Source organism: Microbacterium sp. IEGM 1404, assembly GCF_030056775.1.
In the GTDB taxonomy this organism is placed as follows: domain Bacteria; phylum Actinomycetota; class Actinomycetes; order Actinomycetales; family Microbacteriaceae; genus Microbacterium.
The window spans coordinates 1,007,481-1,032,053 of sequence record NZ_JASHKP010000001.1; the positions used below are offsets into that span (position 1 = coordinate 1,007,481).

Here is a 24,573-nt window from a genome sequence, read left to right on the forward strand (position 1 = left end):
ATGAACCCTCCGGTCGAGGCGCAGTCTACAACTGGGGAGCGCGACGCACGGTGTTCGGTGTCCTCCCGATCCAAACTGACATAATGTGCATTATCGGCTATGTCTCATCCGGGCACCAGCGTCGAAACACGCCGTCAACGGCGTCGGGATTTCCGCCGTATCTCCTCGAGGCCACGGACGTGACTGTCGATCTGCATGTGCAGCTCGACGATGAGGCGCTCCAAACTGGCCTCGATATCGTCGAACGACGAGTTATAAGCGTGCTCGACCAGCGCTGCCCTTGGGCGTTCCGGGTCGAGAGCCCCTCGCGGGCTGTCGTGGTGCGGACTGTAGTGAACGAGGGCGTTCCGCAATGCGCGCGCAGTCGGCACCTCAAGAAAGAGCTCGACTTCAGACGGAACAGGAATACGAAAACTCTGGAGTGCGGAGGCGGCATGATACAAGCCAACGAATCGAAACTTAAAGACCGCTCCACGTTCGTCGTCGTTGCTCGCCCGCATTAATCGTAGCCACGCCAGCGAATTCCGAATCAAGTGGGTGTACCCACCTGATCCCTCTGCTGTCGGGACGGGCATGTCCGAATAGTATCGCTCGCTACGAAAGTCGTGAAGCGTGATGGGCGGCAGAGCGTCAATGAAGGAACCGTCAGCAATTGGATCGTCACCCACGAGGGCACTCGCCTGAGCCGACATACTCGATGATGCGTCACGTATTGCGGGTCCCGACTCAGAGGGATCTCGTGGATCGAGCCAATCCCCCATGAGCAAGCCCACAGTGTGAGTGTTCAGCACGTCCACCCCGCCGCACCGAAATACTCCGAGATCCGTCTCCCAACGCTGCGCCCATTTGTAGCGCGCCTTCCCGTAAAACAATGTTCTGTGATGGCCGACCACCGAACGGAACCTGTCGAGGGCAATATCAGGTTTGCCGCGGACGCCATCAACCCACTTCGACGTATTCCGGATCGTCTCGATCAGAACACGTCCCTGCTCAGGCAGCGCCGCGGCGGCATCTGGATGGTGCTGCGCTAGCCACCTGCGAGATTCATGCGTGGCCAGACCGAACGTAGGAAGCAATGCAAGCGCCGGCACATGCGACTGTGTTTCACCGTATCGAATCGAGGCATGCATGCTGCGAAGTATGAAGCGGGCATCCTCCATCACTGACATTCCACCGACGACGTATCTCAAATCCGCGTCGGTAGTCACGACTCGACGCTAACCCAAGCCCCTGCCGTACGCACGGCCTGACACCCCGGCCACCGACAGCACCTCGTCTCCCGCGCCGGTAGGCTCGGCTCGATGGAATCGCGACGTCGCCCCCGCGGCGCGCGGGCATGCCCGGGAGCCGCCGAGTGAGCGGCATCCTCACCGGCTTCGCCGTCATCGCCCTCGCCGTCGTCGTCGGGTACGTCATCGCGCGGATCGACCTGCTCGGGCCGCACGCCCGCCCGGTGCTCAGTCGTCTGACGTTCTTCGTCCTGTCACCGTTCCTGCTGTTCGTCGTACTGGCCCGCGCCGACGTGAAGACGCTGTTCTCCGCGCTTCTCCCCGTGTCGATGATCACCGCGGCGATCATCATCCTCGGGTACGCGCTGGTGTCGAGATTCGTGCTGCGCCGCCGTACCGCCGAAACGGTCATCGGCTCGCTGTCGGCGGGCCAGGTGAACAGCAACAACATCGGCATCCCGATCTCGCTCTACATGCTGGGCGACGCGGCGTACTCGGCGCCCGTGATCCTGTTCCAGCTGCTGGTCCTCATGCCCATCGCCCTGGGGATCCTGGATGCCGCGACCTCCGGCTCCCGCTCCCCGCGGCGGATCCTCGCGCAGACGGCGAAGAACCCGATGCTCATCGGCTCCGCGCTCGGCGTGCTCGTCGCGGTGCTCGGCATCCACCTGCCGCCCATCGTCATGGATCCGCTGGCGTTCTTCGCCGCGGCGTGCGTGCCGATCCTGTTGATGTTGTACGGGATGTCGCTGTACGGACAGCGCGTGCTGACCGAGCCCGGGCGACGCGTCGACGTCATCATCGCGTCGACGCTCAAGCTCGTGGCGATGCCGGTGATCGCGTGGGGCGTGGCGCTCGCGTTCGGTTTGCCGGCCGATCAGGTTCTGATCGTCGTGACGCTCGCGGCGCTCCCGACGGCGCAGAACGTCTTCAACTTCGCACAGCGCTACGGGGTCGGCGAGATCCTCTCGCGCGACGTCGTGTTCATCTCCACCCTCGGGTGTCTCCCGGTGCTGTTCGGAGTCGCCCTGTTACTGGGCTGAGACCGCTCCCCCACGACGTTCACCCCAGGGTCTAGGGTGGGGCTCGAAGCTTTCAGCGTTCACCCAGGAAAGGCTCGCCATGACCACCTCCACCTCGTCCGGTACTCCCGCCCTGCGGGCTGTGCGCACGGCTCTGGCCGTCAGCGGTGCGATCTCACTGATCGTGGGTCTGCTGATCCTGCTCTGGCCCGGGCGCAGCGCCCAGGTCGCCGTCGCCATCATCGCGGTCTACGTCATCATCGCCGGGCTGGTCAACATCGGGATCGGCATCTTCTTCCGCGCCGGCTGGGCCCGGATCGGCTACATCGTGCTCGGCCTTCTGTTCATCGCCGCGGGCATCTTCTCGTTCGCGAACCTCGCCGCCACGACCGTCTGGTTCGGCGTCTTCATCGGGACGCTCGTCGGCATCCTGTGGATCATCGAGGGCGTCGTCTCGCTCACGACGCTCGGCCACGGCTCGGGACGCGGCTGGACGATCTTCTTCGCGATCATCAGCATCGTCGCCGGAATCGTCCTGCTGTTCTCGCCGCTGCTGGGCGCAGTGACGCTCTTCATCCTGATCGGCGCCTCGCTCATCGTCCTGGGCGTGTTCCAGATCGTCCGGGCGATCCAGTTCGGCAAGGTCGCCTGAGACAGCGAACGACGAGGGGCCTGGATGCCGCGGCATCCAGGCCCCTCGTTCTCGTTCAGGCGACGGGGAGGTGCCGCGCCCACCACTCCAGGACCGCGTCGAACCGCTGCACGCGATGACGCGGACGACCGGCGCGGGTGAGTTCGTGATCCTCGCCGGGGAAGACGAGCATCTCGGCCTCGACGCCGTTGAGCTTCAGCGCCGAGTAATAACGCGTCGCCTGTTCGAGCGGGCAACGGTAGTCGAGCTCCGAGTGCAGTACGAGCGTGGGCGTGCGCACCTCATCGACGACCGCCATCGGGCTCTGCGCCGCGATCCGCGCCGGGTCGGTGCCGACGTACTCCTGACCGAAGAACGAGCCGATGTCGCTCGAGCCGGGGAACGCCGTCGGGTCGAGGAATCCGCGCTCCACGATCGCCCCGGCGAACCGGTGGTCGTGCGCGATGATCCACGCCGTCATGTACCCGCCGTAGGACCCGCCCTGAATGCCGACGCGCCCACCGTCGAGCCGCGGGTCGGAGCCGACCACGCCATCGAAGAAGTCGATGACGTCGAAGTAGTCGAGGGTGCCCATCGCCTGACGGATCGAGCGGCCGTGGGCACGGCCGTATCCGGCGCTCCCCCGCGGATTGCTGTACACCACCGCGTAGCCGGCATCCACGAGCACCTGGGTCTCGTCGAAGAGATGGATGCCGTAGGACGCGTAGGGACCGCCGTGGATCTGCAGGATCACGGGGAACGGCCCCTCGCCCTCGGGGACGGCGACCCAGCCGTGAACGGGGTACCCGTCGCGTCCGGCGATCTCGCGCTCCTCGGGAACGACGATGTTCTTCTCGCGGGCCGGTCCGCCGTGGTCGGTGAGGCTGCGCCACGTGTCATTCTCGACGAGGACGAGCTCGCCGAACGACGTCGGCGCGGCGACCGCGGCGACGATGCGCCCGCCGGCGGACGCGTGCCCCGTCACCTCGACGTCGCCGCCCACGACCTCGGCGGCGTCCGCCTGACGCGAGACGCGCAGCAGGCGCACGCGGCCGCGGGTGCGGTCCTGCACGAGCACGTCATCGCCCGCGAACGACAGGTGCGAGCCGACCTCGCCGAGGTCGATGGTCTCGGGGTCGGTGAGCGCACGCGGACCATCGTCCTCCAGCAGCCACACGGCGGTACCCGGGGCGACGAAGTCCACGCCCGAGGGCCCGACGTCGTTGCCGCGCAGGAACACCGCGCCGTCCGGGGCGATCGCGACCTCGTCCACGGACAGATTCGCCGCGGTGCCGACGACCTCGCGCTCCCCCGCGCCGTCGACCGAGACGGCGACGACGCGCGACCGCAGGTCCGGGACGCGATCCTCGATCACATCGGGGATGCTCAGCAGTTCGCGTCCGTCCGCGGTCCACGCCAGACCCGACCAGCTCGTCGCACCGTCCGTGAGTTGGAGCGGGGTGGCGGCGACGATCCGCTTCTCGGGGGTGACGACGTCGGGCGCCGGCTCGTAGAACGGCTCGGCGTCGGTCGCGGGCACGTCCACGACGAACAGGTGCGCGGGACGATCCAGGTAGCCGTGCCCGTTCGCGTGCCAGCGGATGCCGGTGATCCGCCGCGGCGGTTCGGCGGCGGCATCCCGGCCCTCCACCGTTCCGTAGCGTCCGGGCTCGACGATCCGGGCCGTGAACGCCACCCGCGTGCCGTCGGGCGACCAGGACAGGTCGGTCACTCCCCCGGCCTGGTCGGTGACCTGCACGGGCTCGCCGCCCGCGGCCGCGACGACGAAGACCTGTGCGCGCCCGCGCGCGTCGGCGCGCAGGAACGCGATCGCGGAGTCGTCGGGCGACAGCCGCGGCGCGCCGTCCGCGACACCGCGCGTGAGGCGGCGCGGCGTGCCGTCGGGCAGGTCGACGCGCCACAGCTGCCCCACGGCGCGGTCGGCCGCGATGTCGGGGCGGGATGTGGCGTAGACGGCGAAGGCACCGTCGGACGCGAGCGCGGGGCGCCCGACCGACACAAGGGTCTCGATGTCGTGGGCGCGCATGCTCACTCCCCTCCGAACGAGTCCGTGTCTCCGACGAGGCGGGTGTTGTCCGCGGGGACCGGGTCGAGGGCGGCACGCGCCACCTCGGCGGCGAACTCGGCGACGTTGTAGAGCTTGCCCGCGTCTTCGCGGCGCGCGGCGATCGCACCCGGGTTCGCACGCTCGAGCAGCGTCGCGGTGATGGTGCCCTCGATCATGTCGCCCGAGACGACCGTGAAGCCGACCCCGCGCTCCTCGAGGGCGGGGATGCGCTCGCGCAGGGCGTCTTCGCCGGCACGCTTGGACAGCGCCACGGGCTCGTACTCCGGCATCGTCGGCGTCGTCCGGATGAAGTGCGCCTGGTGGCTCGTGACGAACACGACACGCGATCCCTCGCGCAGGATCGGCAGCGCGGACTCGAGGACGTTGACCTGCGCATCGCGGTTGAGCTTCAACGCGTAATCCTCGGCCATGCCCGACTCCATGCCGCCCGAGGCATTGAGGACGAGCACGTCGAGACCGCCGAACGTCCGCTCGACCTCGTCGAACATCGCCTGCACCGACGCCGGGTCGGTGAGGTCGGCACCGACCACGAGCGCCTCGACGCCCAGCTCGCGCAGCTGCGCGGCGAGCTTCTCGGCGCGGGGGGCCTTGTTGCGGAAGTTGATGACGACGTTCGCGCCGGCCTCGGCGAAGTAGCGCACCGTGTCGGCGCCGATGCCGCGCGACGAGCCGGTGACGAGGGCGGTCTTGCCGCTCAGGGAGCCGGACGGGAGGGTCTGGGACACGGGAACTCCTGATGGTTCGAGATCGGATGCCGACCGCCGACGCCGGCGGACACGACAAGACCCCAGCCTACCGACCGGGATGCCGCGAGCCCGAGGAGGGGGTCCCGGGGATGGTCCGCGGCATCCGGCCTCGGCCCCGTGGGCGCGTGCTACGTTCGGGCACAGGAGGTGCGAAATGGACGTTCTCTCCACCATCGACACGTTCGCCTGGATCTTCTGGCTGCTGTTGATCCTGGTCTTCCTCGTCATCGAGATGCTCACCGTCGAGCTGACGTTCCTCATGCTGGCGCTGGGCGGCATCGTCGGGCTCGTCGCCGACCTCGGGGGCGCGCCGCTGTGGGTGCAGGTGATCATCGCCGCGACGGCCGCGATCGCTCTGGTGGTGTTCCTCCGACCGCGCATGCTCCAGCGCCTGCAGCGCTCCGCGGACACGCGCCCCTCGAACGTCGAAGCGCTCCTCGGCCTCGAGGGAGAGGTGCTGATGACCGTCTCGCGGGTCGCGGGGCAGGTCAAGCTCGCGAACGGCGACGTGTGGACGGCCCGCAGCGACGGTGACACGCGTCTGCACCCGGGGGCGCACATCGAGGTCGCGCGTATCGACGGCGCCACGGCCGTCGTCCGTGCGCGAGGGCAGGAGACCACACCGTGAACGCCGACAATCTGCTTCCCACCGCGATCGGCTGGGCGCTCGCGATCGCCGTCGCGATCCTGGCGATCGTCACCATCTTCCGGGCGATCCGCATCATCCCGCAGGCCCGCGCCGGGGTCGTCGAGCGGCTGGGTCGCTACCACAAGACCCTCTTGCCGGGCTTGAACATCGTGGTGCCCTTCGTGGACCGCGTGCGACCGCTCATCGACATGCGCGAGCAGGTGGTGTCGTTCCCGCCCCAGCCGGTGATCACCGAGGACAACCTCGTCGTCTCGATCGACACGGTGGTCTACTTCCAGGTCACCGACGCCCGCGCGGCGACGTACGAGATCGCCAACTACCTCGGCGCCGTCGAGCAGCTGACGACGACGACCCTGCGCAACGTCGTGGGCGGCCTGAACCTGGAAGAGGCCCTCACCAGTCGCGACAACATCAACGGGCAGCTCCGGGTGGTGCTCGACGAAGCGACGGGCAAGTGGGGTATCCGGGTCGGCCGGGTCGAGTTGAAGGCCATCGACCCGCCCGTCTCCATCCAGGACTCCATGGAGAAGCAGATGCGCGCGGAGCGGGATCGTCGCGCCGCGATCCTCACCGCCGAGGGCTCCAAGCAGTCGCAGATCCTCGAGGCGGAGGGGCGCCGGCAGGCGGCCATCCTCCAGGCCGAGGGCGACAAGCAGGCCGCGGTGCTCCGCGCGGAGGGCGAGGCGCGAGCCATCGAGGCGGTGTTCACGGCGATCCACGAAGGGCGCCCCGACGACAAGCTGCTGGCGTACCAGTACCTCCAGACGCTGCCGAAGATCAGCGACAGCGCGTCGAGCAAGCTGTGGATCATCCCGAGCGAGTTCACCGAGGCGCTCAAGGGCATCTCGGGCGCGTTCGGAACCCGCGCCGCCGGGCAGCCGGATGCGGCGGCGACCGCGGACTCCCCGACCGTCGAGTCCGCGGTGAGCCCCACCGAGGGCGTGGCCGACGAGCGTGGCAGCGCCACCCCCGCCGGCTCATGACTCGCCATCCCTACCTCTCCCCCGCGCCGCCGCGCGTCCTCGCGCACCGGGGGCTCGTGACCGCGCACGACGCCGCGCTCGGGGTCGTCGAGAACTCCTTCGCCGCCGTGGCCGCGGCGCACGCGGCCGGCGTCGAGTACGTCGAGTCCGACTGTCACCTCACCGCCGACGGCGTGGTGGTCCTGTTCCACGACGACGATCTGGACCGCGTCGCCGGCGACCCGCGGAAGATCTCCGACGTCCGCCTCCCCGAGCTCGAAGAGCTCATGGCCGACCGCGGCGGACTCGTGACCCTGCCGCAGGCGCTCGAGGCGTTCCCCGATGTCCGGTTCAACCTCGACGTCAAGGCGGAGGCCGCCGCCGAGCCCGTCGGCCGGCTGGTCGCCCCGCACGCCGCGCGCGTCCTCGTGACGAGCTTCTCCGACGATCGGCGCCGCGTCGCGCTGGCGGCGGCCGTGACGGCCGGCGCGTCTCTTCCCCCCGCGACGTCCCCCGGCTCGGCCACCGTCGGGCGGCTCGTCGCGGCACAGGCTCTCGGCCTGCGCCGCCGGGTCGGGCGGCTGCTCGGCGGCCTCGACGCGCTCCAGATCCCCGAGCGGCAGGGCCCGATCCGCGTCGTCACCCGCGGGCTCGTGCGTGCCGCGCACGCCGCCGGCGTCGAGGTCCACGTCTGGACCGTGAACGACCCCGCCGACATGGAGCGGCTGCTGGACCTGGGCGTCGACGGGCTCGTCACCGACCGCGCGGACCTCGCGCTCGCCGTGGTGAACGGACGCTGAACCCCCGGTGGCCTGAGCATCCTCTGTGAATCCCGTCAGGGAGCCCCTTGTTCGAATAAAGCGCACAGGTGCGGCCGTTATACATGGGGACCGACGAGAGGACCACACAATGGCAGATCGCAGTCTTCGAGGCATCCGACTCGGCGCACAGAGCCTTCAGAGCGAAGACGGGGTCGTTTTCCACGACCGGGCCCAGCACACCTACGCCTGCAGCACCTGCGGGCGCGAGACGGTGCTCACCTTCGCCGCCGAGGCCGAGGTGCCCCCGGCGTGGGAGTGCCGCACCTGCGGCGCTGAGGCTCTGCTTCGCATCGGCGAAGGCACCGCCACCGTCGACCACAGCGACGACAAGGCACCCCGCACGCACTGGGACATGCTCCTGGAGCGTCGCACGATCCCCGAGCTCGAGGAGCTCCTGGAGGAGCGCCTCGCGTTCCTGCGCTCCCGCCGCGGCGGAGATCAGAAGATCAGCGCCTAACGCGCATCACGGATTCAGGCGCCGGTTCCCTCGGGAGCCGGCGTCTTGTTCGTGCGCCCGCGGACCATGACGCCCACGCCCAACGCCACGAGGGCGAGGAGACTCCCCCACCCCAGGACGATCTTGACCGCCGGGCCGATCACGACGGCCGGGGTGAGCCCTGTCCGCAGCGGCACATCGGTGAGCATGTGTCCGGCCACGTCCACGGGGAGCTGGTCGAGCGTCGCCCCGTCGGGGGCGATCACCTGGCTGGTGCCGACCGTCGAGAGGTTGACGACCGAGCGCCCCGTCTCGATGGCCCTCATGCGGGCGAACGCGAGCTGCTGCAGGTTCTCGTCGGTCCCGCGGAAGTCGGCGTTGTTCGTCTGGAACATGAACACCTGGGCGCCCTGATCCGCACCGTCCCAGACGACGTCGTCGTAGATCACGTCGAAGCAGATCGCGAGTCCGACACCGACCCCGTTCACGTCGAACACGGGGCTTGCCGTACCCGGCGTGTACTCGCGGCCGATGAGTCCGATGAGGTCCGGAGCGAACGGCTCCCAGAACGCCCGGTCGGGCACGTACTCGCCGAACGGGACGGGGTTGCGCTTGTCGTAGGTCCGCTGCGGCCGGCCGTCCGCGGTCCACAGCAGCGCCGAGTTGTACAGGCTCGGCCCGCGCTCGGTCACCGCCGAGACCAGAAGCGGCGCGTCGACGCGCCGCGACAACTCCTCGAGCACGGCCGCGGTCGCCGCGTTGCGGGTCGGGTCCGAATCGACGCCGCCCTCCGGCCACAGCAGCACGTCCATGTCCTGGCCGAAGAGCGGGGCGGATGCCGACAACTGCGCGTTCAGCACCGCGTTGCGCTCGCGCTGGTCGAAGTAGCCCGCCGGGCCGTTGCCCTGCACCGCGCCGACGCGCATCGAACCCGCCTCGGCGGTCGGGAACTGCGGCAGCGCCACCAGGACCACGAGCACCAGGGCCGCGGGGAGAGCAGCGAGCGGACGACGGAAACGCGCGCGTCGGACGTATTCGATCACCATCGCGCAGAAGAGGACCACGAGGAAGCTGAGCCCCGACATCCCCACCCAGGACGCGACCTCCGCGAACGGGCCGTTCACCTGCGACACTCCGATGCGCCCCCACGGGAAGCCGCCGTACGGCCACGAGCCGACGATCTGCTCCCTGAGGGTCCACAGCGCCGCGACCAGCGTCGGCAGCAGCACCAGTCGACCCCAGGACCCCGGCGCGATCCGCGGCATCCATCGATACGCCAGCGCGATCGGGACCGCGAACGCGGCGGTCAGCAGCGACTCGAGCACCGAGAGGGCGATCCACGGGATCGGGCCGAGGTACCGCGCCGTGAAGAGGAGGTTCACCGAGAAGAACGCCGCGCCGAAGAGGAACCCGACGAGCACGGCCGACCACACGCGCCGCCCGGCGAGGGCCACCAGGGCCATCGCCACCGCGGGGAACGCCACCGGCCAGAGCGCGGGCGCGGGGAATGCGGCGACCAGCAGCAGACCCGCGGCCGTCGACAGCGGCGCGGCGAAGGCGAGACGGAGGATCGGTCGCGGCGCGTCGGCGAGGGGCACCCGTCCAGCCTAAGCGGCGAGGCGGACGACGTCGGCGAGGTGCGGACGACCCGTGCGGGGCCGAGGACGCCGCTACGCCGAGGTGTAGGCGACGATGCCCCGGCGCACCGAGTCCAGCGCGGTCCGCGCCGTCTTCGCGAGCTTCGGCTCGGCCACGAGAGAGATCTGGTCGAGGAGATCGATCGTCTGCTTCGCCCACCGCACGAAGTCGCCGGCGGCCATGTCGGCGAGCGTGAGCACGCTGTCCAGCGGCAGCCCGCGTGCCCAGCCGTGCATCGCGGGGGCGAGCCCCGACGCGGGCGTCTCCGACCCGGGCAGACGGTGGTCGCGTTCGAGGTCGTCGAGCTCTTGCCACAGCGTCTGCGTGGCATCCAGCGCCGCGCGGAAGGGTCCTCGCGGGAGACCCCGCTCCCCCGGTCCCGCCTCGTCGCGGCGCGGCTCGTACACGAGACAGCAGGCGAGGGCGGCGAGCGAGGGAGCGTCGAGCGCGTTCCAGAGCCCCTGCCGGAGCGACTCCGCCACGAGCAGATCGCGCTCGCCGTAGATGCGGCGCATGGTGCGGCCGGCTGGGGTGAGCGTGGTGACCCCGTCGTCATCGATCTCGACGTACTCCAGCGCCGTGAGAACGTCGACGACGCGGTCGAATACACGCGCCACGGTTCCCGTGCGCTGGTCGATCTGCTGGCGCGTCTTGTCGGTGGAGCGCTTGAGCTTCCAGTACCGCTCGGCCCAGCGGGCGTGCGCCTCGCGGTCGGGGCAGGAGTGACAGGGATGCCGCTGCATCCGCCGCCGCAACGACTGGATCTGCTGCTGCCGCTCGTCGCGCAGACGGCGCGGCGCCGTCGCGTCGCGGCGGTTGATCTTCTCAAGGTCGGACAGCTCGCGGCGGATCGTGGAGTACTCGCGGAAATCGCCGCGATCGCAGGTCATCGCGGTCTCGTACCCGGCGAGCGACTCCTCGGCCTCCTTCACCTGGCGCGCGAGCCCGACGACCGAACGGTCGGCCTGGAACTGCGCGAACGAGGACTCGAGGATCTCGCGGGCGCGAGCGCGACCGAACCGATCGATGAGGTTGACGGCCATGTTGTACGTCGGGCGGAAGCTCGAGTTCAACGGATACGTGCGACGCGAGGCGAGGGCGGCGACGGACTGGGGTTCGAGCCCTTCGGTCCACTGCACCACCGCGTGACCCTCGACGTCGATGCCGCGGCGACCCGCACGGCCGGTCAGCTGCGTGTACTCCCCCGAGGTGATGGCGACGCGTGCCTCGCCGTTGAACTTCTCGAGCTTCTCCAGCACCACGGTGCGGGCGGGCATGTTGATGCCGAGCGCGAGCGTCTCGGTCGCGAAGACCACCTTGACGAGCTTGCGGCGGAACAGCTCCTCGACGACCTCCTTGAAAGCCGGCAGGAGTCCGGCGTGGTGCGCCGCGATACCCCGCTCGAGGTTCTCGCGCCACTCCCAGAAGTGCAGGACCGCGAGGTCCTCGTCCTTGAGCGCGAACGTCAGCTCTTCCACCACGCGGCGGATCTCGGAACGTTCCTCGGGGGTGGTCAGTCGCACATCCGCACGCCGCAGTTGCTGCACCGCCGCGTCGCAGCCGGCGCGGCTGAAGATGAAGAAGATCGCCGGGAGCAGATGATTCCGACGCAGCAGGTCGACGACCTGCGGACGATCGATCCGCTCCATCCGCGGGGCCTGCGCCGCGCGCAGCGGCCGCTGTCCTCCGCGCGGCTGACGCCGCCCGCCGGCGTGGCGTGCGGAACGGTACTCCTGCGCGCGCCGGTTGCTCTCGTAGGTCGCTGCGTGACCGCCGCGGATGCGCAAAAGCTCTTGGTTCACCTGCGCGGTGGCGACACCGGCGCGATCGTCGAAGAGCGGCAGCAGATCTCCCCGGACGAGGACGTGCTGCTCGAGCGGCACGGGCCGCGTCTCGGACACGATGACCGCGGTGTCGCCGCGAACGGTGTCGAGCCAGTCGCCGAACTCCTCGGCGTTCGAGACGGTGGCCGAGAGCGAGACGAGCTTCACCGATCGCGGCAGGTGGATGATGACCTCTTCCCACACCGCTCCGCGGAAGCGGTCGGCGAGGTAGTGCACCTCGTCCATCACGACGAACCGCAGTCCGCGCAGCGCCGGGGAATCGGCGTAGAGCATGTTGCGCAGCACCTCGGTCGTCATGACCACGATGCGCGCGGAGGCGTTGATGTTGGTGTCGCCGGTGAGCAGCCCCACCTCGTCGTCGCCGTAGACCTCTTGGAGCTCGTGGAACTTCTGGTTCGAGAGCGCCTTGATGGGGGTGGTGTAGAACGCCTTGTCGCCGGGCTCGAGCATCGCCAGGTGGATGGCGAACTCGCCGACGATCGTCTTCCCCGCGCCGGTGGGGGCCGCGACCAGCACGCTCCGACCGTCTTCGAGGGCCTGGCATCCTGCGATCTGGAAAGGATCGAGGTCGAACCGCTGCGACTCCGCGAAATCGGCGGTCAGAGGGTGCTGGGCACGGGCCGAGGCCCGCGCGAATCGATCTGCCGCGCCGAGTCCGCTCACACGATCGATCCTGGCAGACCCATCGCGTCGAGGCGCTTGGCCTTGCGCCGGTCGAAGAGCAGGGATACCCCCGCGGCGGCGAAGAAGAGCACGACCAGGATGCCGGCGAGCATCACCATGCTGATGACGTCGGCGGCCGGAGTCGCCAGTGCGGCGAAGACCGTCGCGACGATGATGGCGACGCGCCACCCCTTGAGGATCGCCTTGCCGGTCAGGACGCCCGCGACGTTGAGCGCGACGAGGAACACCGGCAGGACGAAGGCGACACCGATGACGAGCATGAGCTTGAACACGAAGTCGTAGTACTCGGTGGCGCTGAACAGGTTCGCGGCCCCGTCCGGCGTGAAGCCGGCCATCAGCTCGATCACGTGGGGGACGATCAGGAGGCCGACCCAGCATCCCGCGAAGAACAGCGGGATGGCCGCACCGACGAAGCTCGCCGTGTAGCGGATCTCTTTGCGCGTGAGCCCGGGAACCACGAAGGCCCAGATCTGCCAGATCCACACCGGCGCGGACAGGAAGATGCCGATCGTGAACGCGATCCGGATGCGCAGATCGAACGCCGACGTCACCGTCGGGAAGTTCAGCATCGACTGCGCGTCACCACGCTGTTCGTTGATCACGCGGATCGGCTCGGTGATCAGTTGGATCACCGGATCGGTGATGATGAACGCGATCACCATTCCGATGACGAGGCCGAGAGCGGCGATCACCAGCCGCTTGCGAAGTTCGACGAGGTGAGCGCCGATCGACATGCGCTTGTCGCGCCGCGGTCCTTCCGGGACGTCGATCCGCGGCGGGCCTGCCGTTGCCACGTGTCAGGCGGAAGTGTCGTTCGGCGCGCGCTTCTCGGGCGCCACCGAGGAAGCGGTGCCGGCGTCCGTCGCGCGGGGCGCCTCGGGAGACGGCGCGGCGACCTCGTCGTCGCGCTTCATCTCCTTCATCTCGCTCCGGAAGACGCGAGCCGACTGGCCCATGCTCTTGGCCAGGGCGGGGAGCTTCGCGGCACCGAACAGCAGCAGGATGACCGCGAGAACGATCAGCAGGTGCCATCCGTTCAGATTGCCTAGCATGAGGACTCCTCAGTCTCGTTCGGGCGTGACTCTCAGTGTAGCCCGTGCTCCCCGGCGACGGCCGGAGAGCACCCAGGGTTCACCCCTCGGGCGACACATCGCCGCCGTACTGGGCGAGACCCGCCGCCGCCCACGCGGCCGCGGCCGCGCGGGCACCGGTCGGCTCGATCAGCTCGACCTCGCCGCCACGGCGGGCGGCGAGGCGCTTCAGGCTCTGCTCGTCGGCCAGACGGAGCGACGCGACGGCAACGTCGCCCTCGCCCTCGATGGTGGCGCGCTCGAGGTAGTCCGACAGCAGAGGCGCCACCGCACGCGGGAACCGGAAACGCGCGACGACCTCGTCGTCGGAGGGGGCGAACAGCTCGGGCACGGGGTCGGCGCCGTGGACGGCCGGGATGTCGGTGAGCTCGGGATCGGAGACGCGCTCGAGGAGGAACGTCCGCACCGCCTCGCGCGTGTGGCACCATCCCTGCAGGTACCACTGCCCGCCGGCGATGTGCACCTTGATGGGGTCGACGGTACGGATGGTGGGGCCGGTGCCCGGGGCGCGGTAGGTGAACGACACCGCCACGCGCCGGCGCAGAGCCCGGTCGACCACATCGCGGACGCCGTCCACGGGGCCCGGCGCGACGATCACCGCGGGCGGGGTCGACGACGCACCGCGCCGCAGCTTCGCCAGCAGGCCCGTGACGAGCGCGCTGTCCCCCACGCCGGGGAGCGTCCGGGTCAGCTGGAGACCCGCGAGCAGAGCGGCGGCCTCGCGGGCGGTGAGCCGCGGCGACCGCTCGAGTCCGACCGTGTTCGTGATCGAGATGACGTCGTCTCGGTCGAGCAGATCCCAGTCGATGTCGAACAGTTCGTTCGGGAGCTGCCAGTAGCCGCCCTCGCCGGGCAGTCCGATGACGGTGAGACGCTCGACCATCGCCCGCATCTGGTCGGCGGTGACGTCGAAGTCGGCCGCGGCTTCGGCGATGGACACCTCGCCCTTGCCGACGATGTACGGCACGAGCTGGAGGAGCAGGGCGGCTCGATCGAGCGCGGGAAGGGCGCGGTCGGAACTCACGCGGCACCCCCGTGCAGCGCCAGCGTCGCGGTCAGACGCCGGATCACCTGGTCGCGGAGGTCGTCGGGTGCCACGACGCGGACCTCGGGCCCGTACGACGCGAGCTCGTCGGCGAACACGTGGAGATCGACGTACGGGACGACGATGCCCTGCGGCGCGGACTCGGCGCGACGCGACAGCCGCAACGCGGCCTCGGTGCCGGGATGCACCTCCAGCAGCGCCCGCTGTCGTCGCGCGACCTCCTCGAGACCGGCGAGGGCCCGCTCCCCCGCACCGACCCGGAGCACCTCGTCGAAGCGTTCGCGCGTCACCGTCACGTCGCCGACGATGCGCGAGAGCAGGAACGTGCGCTCGGCATCCATCGTCAGGTCGAAGCCGAAGACGTGCCACCGCGCCTCGTACTCCAGCAGGGCCAGAGGACGGATGCGACGCTCCCGCGACCGCGCGTCGCCCGGACGCAGGTAGCTGAACGTGACGACGCGGCACTGCTCGATCGCGCGCTGGAGCGCGGGGAAGGCGGCATCCCGGGCCCGGATGCGCGGCGCGTAGCCGATGATCGGTTCGTCGACCGGGATGCCGAGCGCGCGGATCTTGCGCAGTCCGCTGCGCGCGTCGGCGGAGAGCGATTCGCTCCCCCAGACGCTGCCGGCGATGTTGAGCAGCGCGACCTCGGCCGGGCTGAAGGAGATGTCTTCGGGGAGGGCGTACTCGGCGGTCGGCACGCGGTAGCGGGCCTCGCGCAGGTCTTCGGGGTCGGCGCGGTCGCCGATCGTCTCGATCGGAACGCCGAGTCCGCGCAGATTCTCCTTGTCGCGCTCGAACATCTTCTCGAGCGCGTCCTTGGACGCCCCGGCCTCCCACTGCTCGCGGTAGCCGGCCACCGACGACAGGATCGTCTCTTTGGTCAGCCCCTGTTCGGTCGCCATGAGGGCGACGACGAGGTTGACCAGACGCTCCTCCGGAGCGGGTCGGGACGAGGTGGCGGACACCCGCCCATCCTAGGCGCGGTGGTCGGTCAGCCGACGACGCCGAGGATGTCCACGACGTAGACGAGCGCCTTGTCCGCGGGCGCCTGCAACGCCTGCTGGTCGGCCTCCGTCTGGTCAGCGGGCACGACGACCAGCACCTGGGAGCCGACGGTCTGGCCCTCGAGCGCGGAGGCGAGCGCGGGCGGCAGTGCCGACACCGCCGCCTGCCCGGGTGCGCCGTTGTCCCAGGTGGAGGCGAACGTGGTCGTGGCCCCCCACGCGATGCCCTGCAGGTGGATCACGACCGACGAGTCGGCGGTCACCTCTTCGCCCGAGCCCTTCTTGATGGTCTGCGACCGCGCCTCGGTGGGAGCGTCGCCGGCGGGGATGACCACACCCGGCTGACCGTCGGGCGCGCGCACGACGGAGGGCATGCCCGAATCGGCGTTGAACTGATCGGCGCCGTTCGCCGCCGGCAGGAACACCCGGCGGAGGTCGAAGACGAAGACCGCACCGTCACCCTCGTTCACGCCGAGGGCCTGGGCGCCCTGGGCGCCGAGGTCGGAGCCGGGGATCGCCACCGCCACGCGGGAGCCCTCCGCCGCGCAGTGCAGCAGCGGCGCGATGGCGGGGATCGACTGCGCGAGCCTCGACAGGGGCGTCGCCGAGGCGACGTCGGACTTGTACGGGGTGGCGACCAGCTTCTCACCGGTGGTCGCGTCGAACACCGTCACATCGACCAGGGCGAGCTGGTTGTCGACGGTGAGGCGCTCGCCGTCGCCGGGGATGAGCGTCTGCGCGCCGGACTGCTCGGGAAGGAAGGGGGAACGCACGGAGACCGTGGGCGCCGTGCCGAAGTCGCCGTCGGCCTGGACCGCGGCCCCGATGGCGCTGTCGGTGGGATCCGAGCAGGACGCGGCGGGGGATGCCGAGCATCCGACGAGGCCGATGGCGGCCAGGGCGGTCACGGCGACGAGGGCGGGGAGTCTGCGCACCGGATCAGTTTAGGCGTTCGCGTCGGGTGTCTCCGTCGCGCCCGCGGGGTCGCCTTCGCGGTGGCGGACACCGTCGGCGGCCTTCTGGGCCTCCCGCACGCGCTTGCGGAGGTTCTTGTCGGTGATCTCGCGGTCGCCGACGGCGCCGGGGGTCCACAGCTCGACGTCCTCGTCGCCGTAGCTCGACTTCGATGCGCGGCGCTTGACCTCGGGCGGGACGGCGCCCGGGGCGAGACGGCGGGCGGTGAGCAGGAAACCGGTGTGCGCGACCATGCGGTGGTCGGGGCGGACCGCGAGTCCTTCGACGTGCCAGCCGCGGACCATGGTCTCGGAGGCATCCGGGTCGGTGAACAGCCCCGTGGCGCGGATGTACTCCGCGACGCGGCTCAGCTGGGTCGCGGTGGCGACGTAGCAGAGCACGACGCCTCCGGGGGTGAGCGCGTCGGCCGCGGCGTCGATGCACTCCCACGGCGCGAGCATGTCGAGCACGACACGATCGACGGATGCCGGGGCGACGGCATCCGGGAGGTTCTCGACGAGGTCGCCGACGACGACCTCCCACGTGGCGGGGGTCGCGCCGAGGAACGTCTCGACGTTGGCGCGCGCCACGTCCGCGAACTCCTCGCGGCGCTCGAACGACACCAGGCGCCCGCTCGGACCTATGGCACGCAGCAGCCACAGCGACAGCGCGCCCGAACCGACGCCCGCCTCCACGACCGTCGCGCCGGGGAAGATGTCGGCCTGCGACAGGATCTGCGCCGCGTCCTTCGGATAGACGATCGCCGCTCCCCGCGGCATCGACATCACGAAGTCGCGCAGAAGCGGCCGCAGCGCCAGATAGTCGTGACCGGAGCTGTTCGTGACGACGCTGCCGTCGGGCTGGCCCACGAGGAGTTCGTGCTTGAGGACGCCGTTGTGGGTGTGGAGCTCGCCGTTCTCGCGCAGCGTGATCGTGTGCATCCGGCCCTTGGGCCCGGTCAGCTGCACGCGATCGCCGACCCGGAAGGGTCCGCTCAGGTGCGGGGTCTCGCTCATCGGGTCTCCTGCGGGTTCGGCGCGGCTGCGTGGGTGAAGTGGAGGGTCGCGAGGTCCGCGGCGCCGCGTCCCTCCAACGTCGGCCAGAGGTCGTGGGCCCCGACCCCGTCGAGCGGCACCATGAGCGGGACGCCGAGGGTGACCGCGCCGCTGGCGATCGCCGAGCGCAGACCGTTGGGCGAGTCCTCGATCGCGACGGTGTCGACGATCGAGACGCCGAGGGCGTCGGCCGCCTGGAGGTAGGGATCGGGGTGGGGCTTGGGCCGTTCGACGTCGTCACCGGCGACGACGACGTCGAACGCGGGGAAGTCGATCAGGTCGACGACCGAGAGCGCCATGCGCCGCATCGACATCGTCACGAGGGCGGTCTTGACGCCGGCGCGGCGGAGGTCGGCGAGCAGTTCGCGCGCGCCGGGCCGGAAGGGCACGCCCTCCACGGCGAGCTGCCGCAGCACCTCGTCGGTCAGGTGCGCGATGATCTCGTCGACGCCCCAGGGGACCCCGGCGTTCTGCAGCAGGCGGGCGGAGTCCTCGAGGGCGAGCCCGACCATGCCCAGCGCCTGCGCGTGCGACCAGGTGCCGCCGAAGCGCTCCACGAGGGGGGTCTCCGCCGCCATCCAGAAAGGTTCGGTGTCGACCAGGGTGCCGTCCATGTCCCACAGGACGGCGGCGGGGGCGGGGGAAGTCATCGTTCCATCGTATCGAGCGCCCGGCGGCCGCCTCGCGCTCCCCCGGGCGCATGCGCCTATCCTGGATATCCAGCCCCGCAGGGGCAGAGGAGGTTGCGTGGACGCACTGGGTCGCCGGATCATCGTCGCCGCTTTCGACGGGTGGAACGACGCCGGAGAGGCGGCCTCGGCCGCGGCGTCGATGCTGCGCGCCGGCGGCGACTACGAGGTGGTGCACTCGGTCGACCCCGAGCTGTACTTCGACTACCAGTACACGCGCCCGCAGGTCGGAGTGGATGCCGAGGGTCGCCGCACGCTCACGTGGCCCGAGGCGACGCTCCTCCGCCCCGCCGAGCGCACCGACGGCCCGGAGATCTGGCTGCTCACGGGCGTCGAGCCCGCCCGCGCCTGGCAGGCCTTCGCCGCCGAGTTCGTCGACGTGGCGCTCCGCGAGGACGTCACGGGCTTCGTCGCGCTGGGCTCGATGATGTCCGACGTCCCGCACACCCGCCCGATCTCGGTCTTCGCCGGCAGCGACAACGACGCGGTCCGCCAGTCGCTCGGACTCGAACGGAGCCTCTACGAGGGGCCCGTCGGCATCCTGAGCGCACTCGGCGACGCGGCCGAGCGCGCCGGCATCCCCACGGCGAGCCTCTGGGCCAGCGTCCCGCACTACGTCGCGGGGCACACGCCCTCCCCCAAGGCCACGCTCGCGCTGCTGGACCGCCTCGAAACCGTGTCCGGCATCCCGGTTCCCCGCGGCGAGCTGGCCGCCGAAGCCCTCGCGTGGGAGGCGTCGATCGACGCCGCCGCCGCGGACGACGACGAGATGCGCGACTACATCCACCAGCTCGAGCAGACCCGCGACACGTGGGATTCGCCCGAGGCATCGGGAGACGCCATCGCGCAGGAGTTCGAGCGGTACCTGCGCCGTGGCGGCGACGGCCCGACCAAGCCGGGCCGCGACGACCCGCCCCGCCGCTGAACGCGAGAACGGCGCCGTCCCCGAGGGGGCGGCGCCGTTCTGCTGCGTGCGGGGTCAGCCGGAGATGATCGTCGACTCGGCCGGCACGACTCCGGTGAGGAGCAGCACGATGACCACGACGCCGAGGACGATGCGGTAGATCACGAACGGCAGGAAGCTGCCCTTCTTGAGGTACTGCATCAGGAAGGCGATCACGAGGAAGCCCACCACGAACGCGATCACCGTGGCCAGGGCGGTCTCGCCGAGGTTGTACGGCCCGGTCCCCTCGTCGAAGCTCTTGTAGAGCTCGTACAGCCCGCTGACGAACACCGCGGGGACGGCGAGGAGGAATGAGTACTCCGCGACGGCGGTGCGCTTGTACCCGAGGGCACGGCCGAGCGTGGTGGTCGCGCCCGACCGGGACACGCCCGGCACGAGGGCGAGGGCCTGCGCGAACCCGTAGGCGAGGCCGTGCGGGTAGGTCAGGTCATCGAGATCGCGACGACGCTTGCCGTAGTGGTCGGCGAGACCGAGCAGGATGCCGAAGACGATGAGCACGACCGCGGTGATCCAGAGGCTGCGGAAGTTGTCGCGGATGAGGCTCTGCAGGAGGAACCCGGCCACCCCGATCGGGATCGTGCCGATGATGATCAGCCACCCCATGCGGGCGTCGGGGTCGTTGCGCGGCACCCGGCCGGTGAGCGACCCGAACCAGCGGGAGATGACCCGGCCGATCTTCTTGCGGAAGTAGATCAGCACCGCCAGCTCGGTGCCGAGCTGCGTGATCGCGGTGAACGTCGCCCCCGGGTCGGTCTGCGACGGCAGGAACTCCCCCACGATGCGGATGTGCGCACTGGAGGAGATGGGGAGGAACTCGGTCAGGCCCTGCACGAGCCCGAGGATGATGACCTCGAAGATGTTCTGCATGCGTTCCTTCAGTACGTCCGGATGAGGTCGGCGAGAACTCGACGACCGAACTCGAGCGCGTCGACGGGGACGCGCTCATCCACACCGTGGAACATCCCGGTGAAGTCGAGATCGGACGGGAGTCGCAACGGCGCGAACCCGTAACCGGAGATTCCGAGGGAGGCCAGGGCCTTGTTGTCGGTGCCGCCGCCCATGAGGTACGGGATCACCGGGACGCCGGGGTCGTGGCGGGCCAGCTGCCCCACCATGGCGTCCACGAGGTCGCCGGCGAACGGCACCTCCAGGCCGATGTCCTGGTGGACGATCTCGACCTCGATGTCGGGGCCGACGATGCGGCGGATGTCGGCGAGCGCCGCCTCCTCGGTACCGGGCAGCACCCGCACGTCGATGAGGGCTTCGGCACGGTCGGGGATGACGTTGTGCTTGTACCCCGCGGTGAGTCCCGTGGGGTTCGTCGTGGTCCGAAGCGTCGAGCGGAGGAACCCGGATGCCGCGCCCGCGCGCTGCGCGAGGAGGTCGGGGTCGCCCGCGTCGTCGCCCGTGAGCTCGGCGAGACCCGCGAGGAGCTGCGTCGTGGCGTCGGTCAGGCGGACGGGCCATCGCGTCCGGCCGAGGGCGGCGACGGCCTCCGCGACCGCGGTCACGGCGTTGTCGGGGTGCAGGGCGCTGCCGTGTCCGGCGCGGCCCCGCGCGACGAGCTTGATCCACAGCAGGGCCTTCTCGCCCACCTGCAGCAGGTACGCGCGCCGATCGTCGACCGTGATCGAGTATCCGCCGACCTCGCTGATCGCCTCGGTAGCGCCCGCGAACCACTCCGGGCGGTCGCGGACGACGAGGGCCGAACCCTCGACGCCGCCGTTCTCCTCGTCGGCGAAGAACGTCACGATGATGTCGCGTTCGGGCTGCTCCCCCGCGCGCAGCACGTCGGCCACGGCGGTGAGGATCATGGCATCCATGTCCTTCATGTCGACCGCGCCGCGGCCCCACAGGATGCCGTCGCGGATCTCGCCCGCGAACGGGTCGACGCTCCAGTCCTCGGCGACGGCCGGGACGACGTCGAGGTGGCCGTGCAGGATCAGCGCGGGCTTGTCGCGGTTGCGGCCGGGCACGCGCGTCGAGAGGTTCGTGCGGCGCGCGATCGGCTCGTAGTAGTCGACGTCGAGACCGAGGTCCTCGAGGTACGCGCCGGCGTACTCGGCGGCCTCGCGCTCGCCGCGCGACCGTCCGCCGCCGAAGTTGGTGGTGTCGAAGCGGATCAGGTCGGCGGCCACGCGGGCGACCTCGGGCGGGTCGGCATCGTGCTCGGACATGGGCACTACGGTACCCGGATGCCGGACCCTCCCCCGTCCACGCCACGAGCGGGACGCGCCCGGGTTGCGGCCGCGGTTCGGGGGCACGGCGCGGGCGTGGTAATGTCGTTCTTCGTTGCGAAAGCGACCAACACCCAATGCGCGGGTGGCGGAATAGGTAGACGCGCTAGCTTGAGGTGCTAGTGCCCGTATAGGGCGTGGGGGTTCAAGTCCCCCCTCGCGCACAGAACGAAGAAGGCCCCGGATTCGTCCGGGGCCTTCTTCGTTGTCTGCGGGAGTGGGAGGGCTGCGGACCCCGACCCGGCGCAACCGTGACACCGACGAAACGCCGCCGTGACATCGCGGATCTAGCGTCGAGGCATCCCGGAAGGATGGATGCCACATGTACCGGTTCCACGTTCCCACCATCGACATCTCCGCCTGGGTCGGCCGCGGACCCGAGGCGGCCCGCGCGGCCGTCGTCGCCGCCGTCGATCACGCTTGCCGCACCGTCGGGTTCATGCAGATCGTCGGGCACGGCGTACCCGACCGGGTGATCTCCGATCTCGAGGAGGCGCTCGACGACTTCTTCGGCCTGCCCCTGGATGCCAAGAAGCAGTACGTCCGCCCGGCCGCCGAGAACCGCGGGTACACGCCGCCCAAGAGCGAGTCGCTGAGCTACAGCCTCGGCATCGACCCGGTCACGCGCATGAACGACTTCTTCGAGGCGTTCAACGTGGGCACGTCCTGGCGCGACTACCCCGGCACGACGGCGACCCCCGCGGACTACGCCGAGAACACGTGGCCGGACATCACCCCCGCGTTCCGCGGCGCGGTCGAGGCGTACTACGACGAGGCCCGGCGGGTGGCGCAGACGCTGACCCGTGTCTTCGCGGCGGCGCTCCGGGTGCCCGACGACTCGTTCGACGCCCTCACCGACCACTCGATCGATGTGCTCCGGATGAACAACTACGCGCTGCCGCCCGGCTCGATCGAGCTGGGCGCCGAGCTGACCGGAATGGGCGAGCACACCGACTTCGGACTCGTGACGGTGCTGTGGGCCGACCGCGTCGCGGGGCTGCAGGTGCTGGGGCTCGACGGGTCGTGGAACGACGTCATGCCGGCCGAGGGGGCGCTGCTGGTGAACATCGGCGACGTCGCGGCGCGGCTGACGAACGACAAGTGGCTCTCGACCCTGCACCGGGTCAAGCCTCCCGTGATCAACGGCACCATCGAGCGGCGCCGGTCGGCGGCCTTCTTCCACGACGGCAACGCCGACGCGGTGGTCGGGGTGCTCCCCCACTTCGCCACGCGGGAGTCTCCGGCGCTCTACGAACCGGTGACGGTCGCGCAGCACATCGCCGCGAAGCTCGCCGGTTCGCGCGCGGGCCGGAAGAACCTGTCGGCGGTGCGCGAGGCCGCGCGGGTCAGCGCGAGCCGCGGCTGAGCGCGAGCCGCGGCTAGCCGGGCGCGTGGGTCGTCATGGCGCCCGAGGTGCCGCGCGAGGCCGCGGCCGCCGGGACGATCCGTGGGCCCGCACCGCTCGGCATCCGTCATAAACGCGATCCGCGCGCATAAACGCGTTGTCAGCGCGTTTCTCGTCGTGGATCGCGTTTATGGCCGACAGAACGTCGGGCGCGAGCGGATGCCGGGGCGTCAGGCCGCGGACACCCCGAACAGCAGGCCCAGGACGTACGTCACCGCGGCGGCGCCGAAACCGATCGCGAGCTGGCGCAGGCCGCGCTTGAGCGGCGAGGCGCCCGAGAGCAGCCCCACCATCGCGCCGGTACCGAGCAGGGCGACGCCGACGAGACCGAGCGCGAGGGCGACCGCCCCGACACCGCTCATGCCGAAGATCCACGGCAGCACGGGGATGATCGCACCGGAGGCGAAGAACAGGAAGCTCGAGATCGCCGCGCCCCACGCGCTTCCGACGACCTCGTGCGACGACTCCCCGGGCGCCGCGGCGGCCGGGGCGGTGCCGGCCTGGGCCGCGGTGACCACCTCGCGCGCTTTGGCGAGGGCCTCCTCGGCATCCATTCCGCGGGTGCGGTAGACGAGCGCGAGCTCGTTGGCATCCAGGTCGAGGTGCGGGAGCGCCGCGTCGGCGTAGTCGTTCTCCTCGGTGGCCTCGAGCAGCTCGCGCTGCGAGCGCACCGAGACGAATTCGCCCGCGCCCATGGACAGGGCGCCGGCGAGGAGGCCCGCGATGCCGCTGAACAGCACGAAGCTCGGGGCGACGCCCGTGGCCCCGACGCCCATCACGAGGGCGAGGTTCGACACGAGGCCGTCGTTCGCACCGAACACGGCGGCGCGGAACGTCCCGGACAGGCGGCGACGGCCGCGCGCGGCGAGGCCGCGGACGACCTCGTGATGCACCTGCTCGTCGGCGGCCATCTGCGCGGTCGCGTACGGCTCGTCGGCGTACGGCGAGCGCGCCTCGGCGTTCTGGGCGAGCGCGAGGACGAAGATCGAGCCGAAACGGCGGGCCATCCAGGCGAGCATCGTGGTGCCCAGGCCCGGGCGGGGAAGTCGGTGAGGAGTGTCGCCGAGCAGGTCGATCCAGTGCTGCTCGTGACGGCCCTCGGCCTCGGCGAGCGCGAGCAGGATCTCGCGCTCCTCGCCGGTGCGGCGGCTCGCGAGGTCGCGGTACACGCGGGCCTCGGCGCGCTCGTCGACGAGGTAGCGCGCCCAGCGGCGGCGGTCGCGGGCGGTGGGTGTGGCGGCGATCGTCACGGTTCTCCTTCAGGTCGGCCCCCACGTTAGGCCGCGGGATCCCCTCCCCCGGGCGCGTCGGCCGATACTGACAGCATTTCGGGCTTCCGAAGCCCGGAAAGACGCGGATGCCGACGGCTCGGCGT

23 protein-coding genes and 1 tRNA gene are annotated in these 24,573 nt (G+C 70.5%); 9 read left to right on the plus strand and 15 right to left on the minus strand.

Annotated elements, in window-relative coordinates:
• Positions 1-134: 134 nt before the first annotated feature.
• Positions 135-1,208 (minus strand): hypothetical protein, encoded by a 1,074-nt coding sequence (locus QM517_RS05045; protein WP_283285615.1) that lies wholly within the window; start codon positions 1,206-1,208, stop codon positions 135-137.
• A 146-nt stretch (positions 1,209-1,354) separates the two neighbouring features.
• On the opposite strand from QM517_RS05045, the gene QM517_RS05050 reads away from it, so the two are divergent.
• Both QM517_RS05050 and QM517_RS05055 read left to right on the plus strand, forming a co-directional pair.
• Positions 1,355-2,272 (plus strand): AEC family transporter, encoded by a 918-nt coding sequence (locus QM517_RS05050; RefSeq protein ID WP_283285617.1) that lies wholly within the window; start codon positions 1,355-1,357, stop codon positions 2,270-2,272.
• 79 nt (positions 2,273-2,351) lie between these two features.
• Positions 2,352-2,903, plus strand: coding sequence for an HdeD family acid-resistance protein (locus tag QM517_RS05055; protein WP_278101562.1), 552 nt, complete (start codon positions 2,352-2,354; stop codon positions 2,901-2,903).
• A gap of 55 nt (positions 2,904-2,958) precedes the next feature.
• Here QM517_RS05055 and QM517_RS05060 read toward each other — a convergent pair whose 3' ends face one another.
• A complete protein-coding gene (locus tag QM517_RS05060; RefSeq protein ID WP_283285620.1) occupies positions 2,959-4,929 on the minus strand; it encodes a S9 family peptidase in 1,971 nt (656 codons plus the stop codon).
• Between the two features lie 2 nt (positions 4,930-4,931).
• Complete coding sequence (locus QM517_RS05065) at positions 4,932-5,696, minus strand: SDR family oxidoreductase (RefSeq protein WP_077050056.1); 765 nt, start codon at positions 5,694-5,696, stop codon at positions 4,932-4,934.
• 175 nt (positions 5,697-5,871) lie between these two features.
• Here QM517_RS05065 and QM517_RS05070 point away from each other — a divergent pair, with 175 nt between their 5' ends.
• The 4 genes from QM517_RS05070 to QM517_RS05085 all read left to right on the plus strand — a co-directional run bounded on the left by QM517_RS05070 (position 5,872) and on the right by QM517_RS05085 (position 8,606).
• Positions 5,872-6,345 carry an NfeD family protein gene (locus QM517_RS05070; RefSeq protein ID WP_283285622.1) on the plus strand — a complete coding sequence of 158 codons (474 nt, stop codon included), beginning with the start codon at positions 5,872-5,874 and terminating at the stop codon, positions 6,343-6,345.
• 11 nt (positions 6,346-6,356) lie between these two features.
• Entirely contained in the window at positions 6,357-7,349 is a 993-nt protein-coding gene (locus QM517_RS05075; RefSeq protein ID WP_303655435.1) for an SPFH domain-containing protein, read from the plus strand.
• Positions 7,346-8,128 carry a glycerophosphodiester phosphodiesterase family protein gene (locus tag QM517_RS05080; RefSeq protein WP_283285624.1) on the plus strand — a complete coding sequence of 261 codons (783 nt, stop codon included), beginning with the start codon at positions 7,346-7,348 and terminating at the stop codon, positions 8,126-8,128. Before QM517_RS05075 ends, QM517_RS05080 begins: the two co-directional genes overlap by 4 nt.
• 109 nt (positions 8,129-8,237) lie before the next feature.
• A complete protein-coding gene (locus QM517_RS05085; protein WP_283285626.1) occupies positions 8,238-8,606 on the plus strand; it encodes an RNA polymerase-binding protein RbpA in 369 nt (122 codons plus the stop codon).
• Between the two features lie 14 nt (positions 8,607-8,620).
• On the opposite strand, the gene lnt is transcribed toward QM517_RS05085, so the two are convergent.
• The 9 genes from lnt to QM517_RS05130 all read right to left on the minus strand — a co-directional run bounded on the left by lnt (position 8,621) and on the right by QM517_RS05130 (position 18,553).
• Entirely contained in the window at positions 8,621-10,183 is a 1,563-nt protein-coding gene (gene lnt, locus QM517_RS05090) for an apolipoprotein N-acyltransferase (RefSeq protein ID WP_283285628.1), read from the minus strand.
• A gap of 72 nt (positions 10,184-10,255) precedes the next feature.
• Positions 10,256-12,730, minus strand: coding sequence for a DEAD/DEAH box helicase (locus QM517_RS05095; protein ID WP_308208878.1), 2,475 nt, complete (start codon positions 12,728-12,730; stop codon positions 10,256-10,258).
• Positions 12,727-13,485: a twin-arginine translocase subunit TatC gene (tatC, locus tag QM517_RS05100; RefSeq protein ID WP_077050050.1), complete on the minus strand. Its 759-nt coding sequence runs from the start codon at positions 13,483-13,485 to the stop codon at positions 12,727-12,729. Before tatC ends, QM517_RS05095 begins: the two co-directional genes overlap by 4 nt.
• A gap of 63 nt (positions 13,486-13,548) precedes the next feature.
• Positions 13,549-13,803 (minus strand): Sec-independent protein translocase subunit TatA, encoded by a 255-nt coding sequence (gene tatA / locus QM517_RS05105; RefSeq protein WP_077050049.1) that lies wholly within the window; start codon positions 13,801-13,803, stop codon positions 13,549-13,551.
• Positions 13,804-13,882: 79 nt separating this feature from the next.
• Positions 13,883-14,866, minus strand: a complete 984-nt coding sequence (locus QM517_RS05110; RefSeq protein WP_077050048.1) for a helix-turn-helix transcriptional regulator — start codon at positions 14,864-14,866, stop codon at positions 13,883-13,885.
• Positions 14,863-15,855, minus strand: a complete 993-nt coding sequence (locus QM517_RS05115) for a helix-turn-helix transcriptional regulator (protein ID WP_077050047.1) — start codon at positions 15,853-15,855, stop codon at positions 14,863-14,865. The genes QM517_RS05110 and QM517_RS05115 overlap by 4 nt, the downstream gene beginning before the upstream one ends.
• Positions 15,856-15,881: 26 nt before the next feature.
• Entirely contained in the window at positions 15,882-16,829 is a 948-nt protein-coding gene (locus tag QM517_RS05120; RefSeq protein ID WP_283285633.1) for an FKBP-type peptidyl-prolyl cis-trans isomerase, read from the minus strand.
• A gap of 9 nt (positions 16,830-16,838) precedes the next feature.
• Positions 16,839-17,864, minus strand: coding sequence for a tRNA (adenine-N1)-methyltransferase (locus tag QM517_RS05125; RefSeq protein WP_077050045.1), 1,026 nt, complete (start codon positions 17,862-17,864; stop codon positions 16,839-16,841).
• On the minus strand, positions 17,861-18,553 hold the full coding sequence (locus QM517_RS05130) for an HAD family hydrolase (protein ID WP_283285636.1): 693 nt from the start codon (positions 18,551-18,553) through the stop codon (positions 17,861-17,863). The genes QM517_RS05125 and QM517_RS05130 overlap by 4 nt, the downstream gene beginning before the upstream one ends.
• Before the next feature lie 97 nt (positions 18,554-18,650).
• On the opposite strand from QM517_RS05130, the gene QM517_RS05135 reads away from it, so the two are divergent.
• A complete protein-coding gene (locus QM517_RS05135; RefSeq protein WP_077050043.1) occupies positions 18,651-19,517 on the plus strand; it encodes a PAC2 family protein in 867 nt (288 codons plus the stop codon).
• A gap of 54 nt (positions 19,518-19,571) precedes the next feature.
• Here the strand turns inward: QM517_RS05135 and QM517_RS05140 are convergent, their stop codons facing one another.
• Together QM517_RS05140 and QM517_RS05145 are read right to left on the minus strand one after the other, a co-directional pair.
• Positions 19,572-20,423 carry an undecaprenyl-diphosphate phosphatase gene (locus tag QM517_RS05140; RefSeq protein ID WP_278101553.1) on the minus strand — a complete coding sequence of 284 codons (852 nt, stop codon included), beginning with the start codon at positions 20,421-20,423 and terminating at the stop codon, positions 19,572-19,574.
• A gap of 8 nt (positions 20,424-20,431) precedes the next feature.
• A complete protein-coding gene (locus tag QM517_RS05145; RefSeq protein ID WP_283285639.1) occupies positions 20,432-21,733 on the minus strand; it encodes a M20/M25/M40 family metallo-hydrolase in 1,302 nt (433 codons plus the stop codon).
• A gap of 139 nt (positions 21,734-21,872) precedes the next feature.
• Between QM517_RS05145 and QM517_RS05150 the strand changes: the two genes are divergently transcribed.
• Positions 21,873-21,957: transfer RNA gene (locus QM517_RS05150), tRNA-Leu, on the plus strand.
• A 158-nt stretch (positions 21,958-22,115) separates the two neighbouring features.
• A complete protein-coding gene (locus QM517_RS05155; RefSeq protein WP_283285641.1) occupies positions 22,116-23,159 on the plus strand; it encodes an isopenicillin N synthase family dioxygenase in 1,044 nt (347 codons plus the stop codon).
• A 209-nt stretch (positions 23,160-23,368) separates the two neighbouring features.
• On the opposite strand, the gene QM517_RS05160 is transcribed toward QM517_RS05155, so the two are convergent.
• Positions 23,369-24,448 (minus strand): VIT1/CCC1 transporter family protein, encoded by a 1,080-nt coding sequence (locus QM517_RS05160; RefSeq protein WP_283285643.1) that lies wholly within the window; start codon positions 24,446-24,448, stop codon positions 23,369-23,371.
• Positions 24,449-24,573 lie beyond the last annotated feature (125 nt).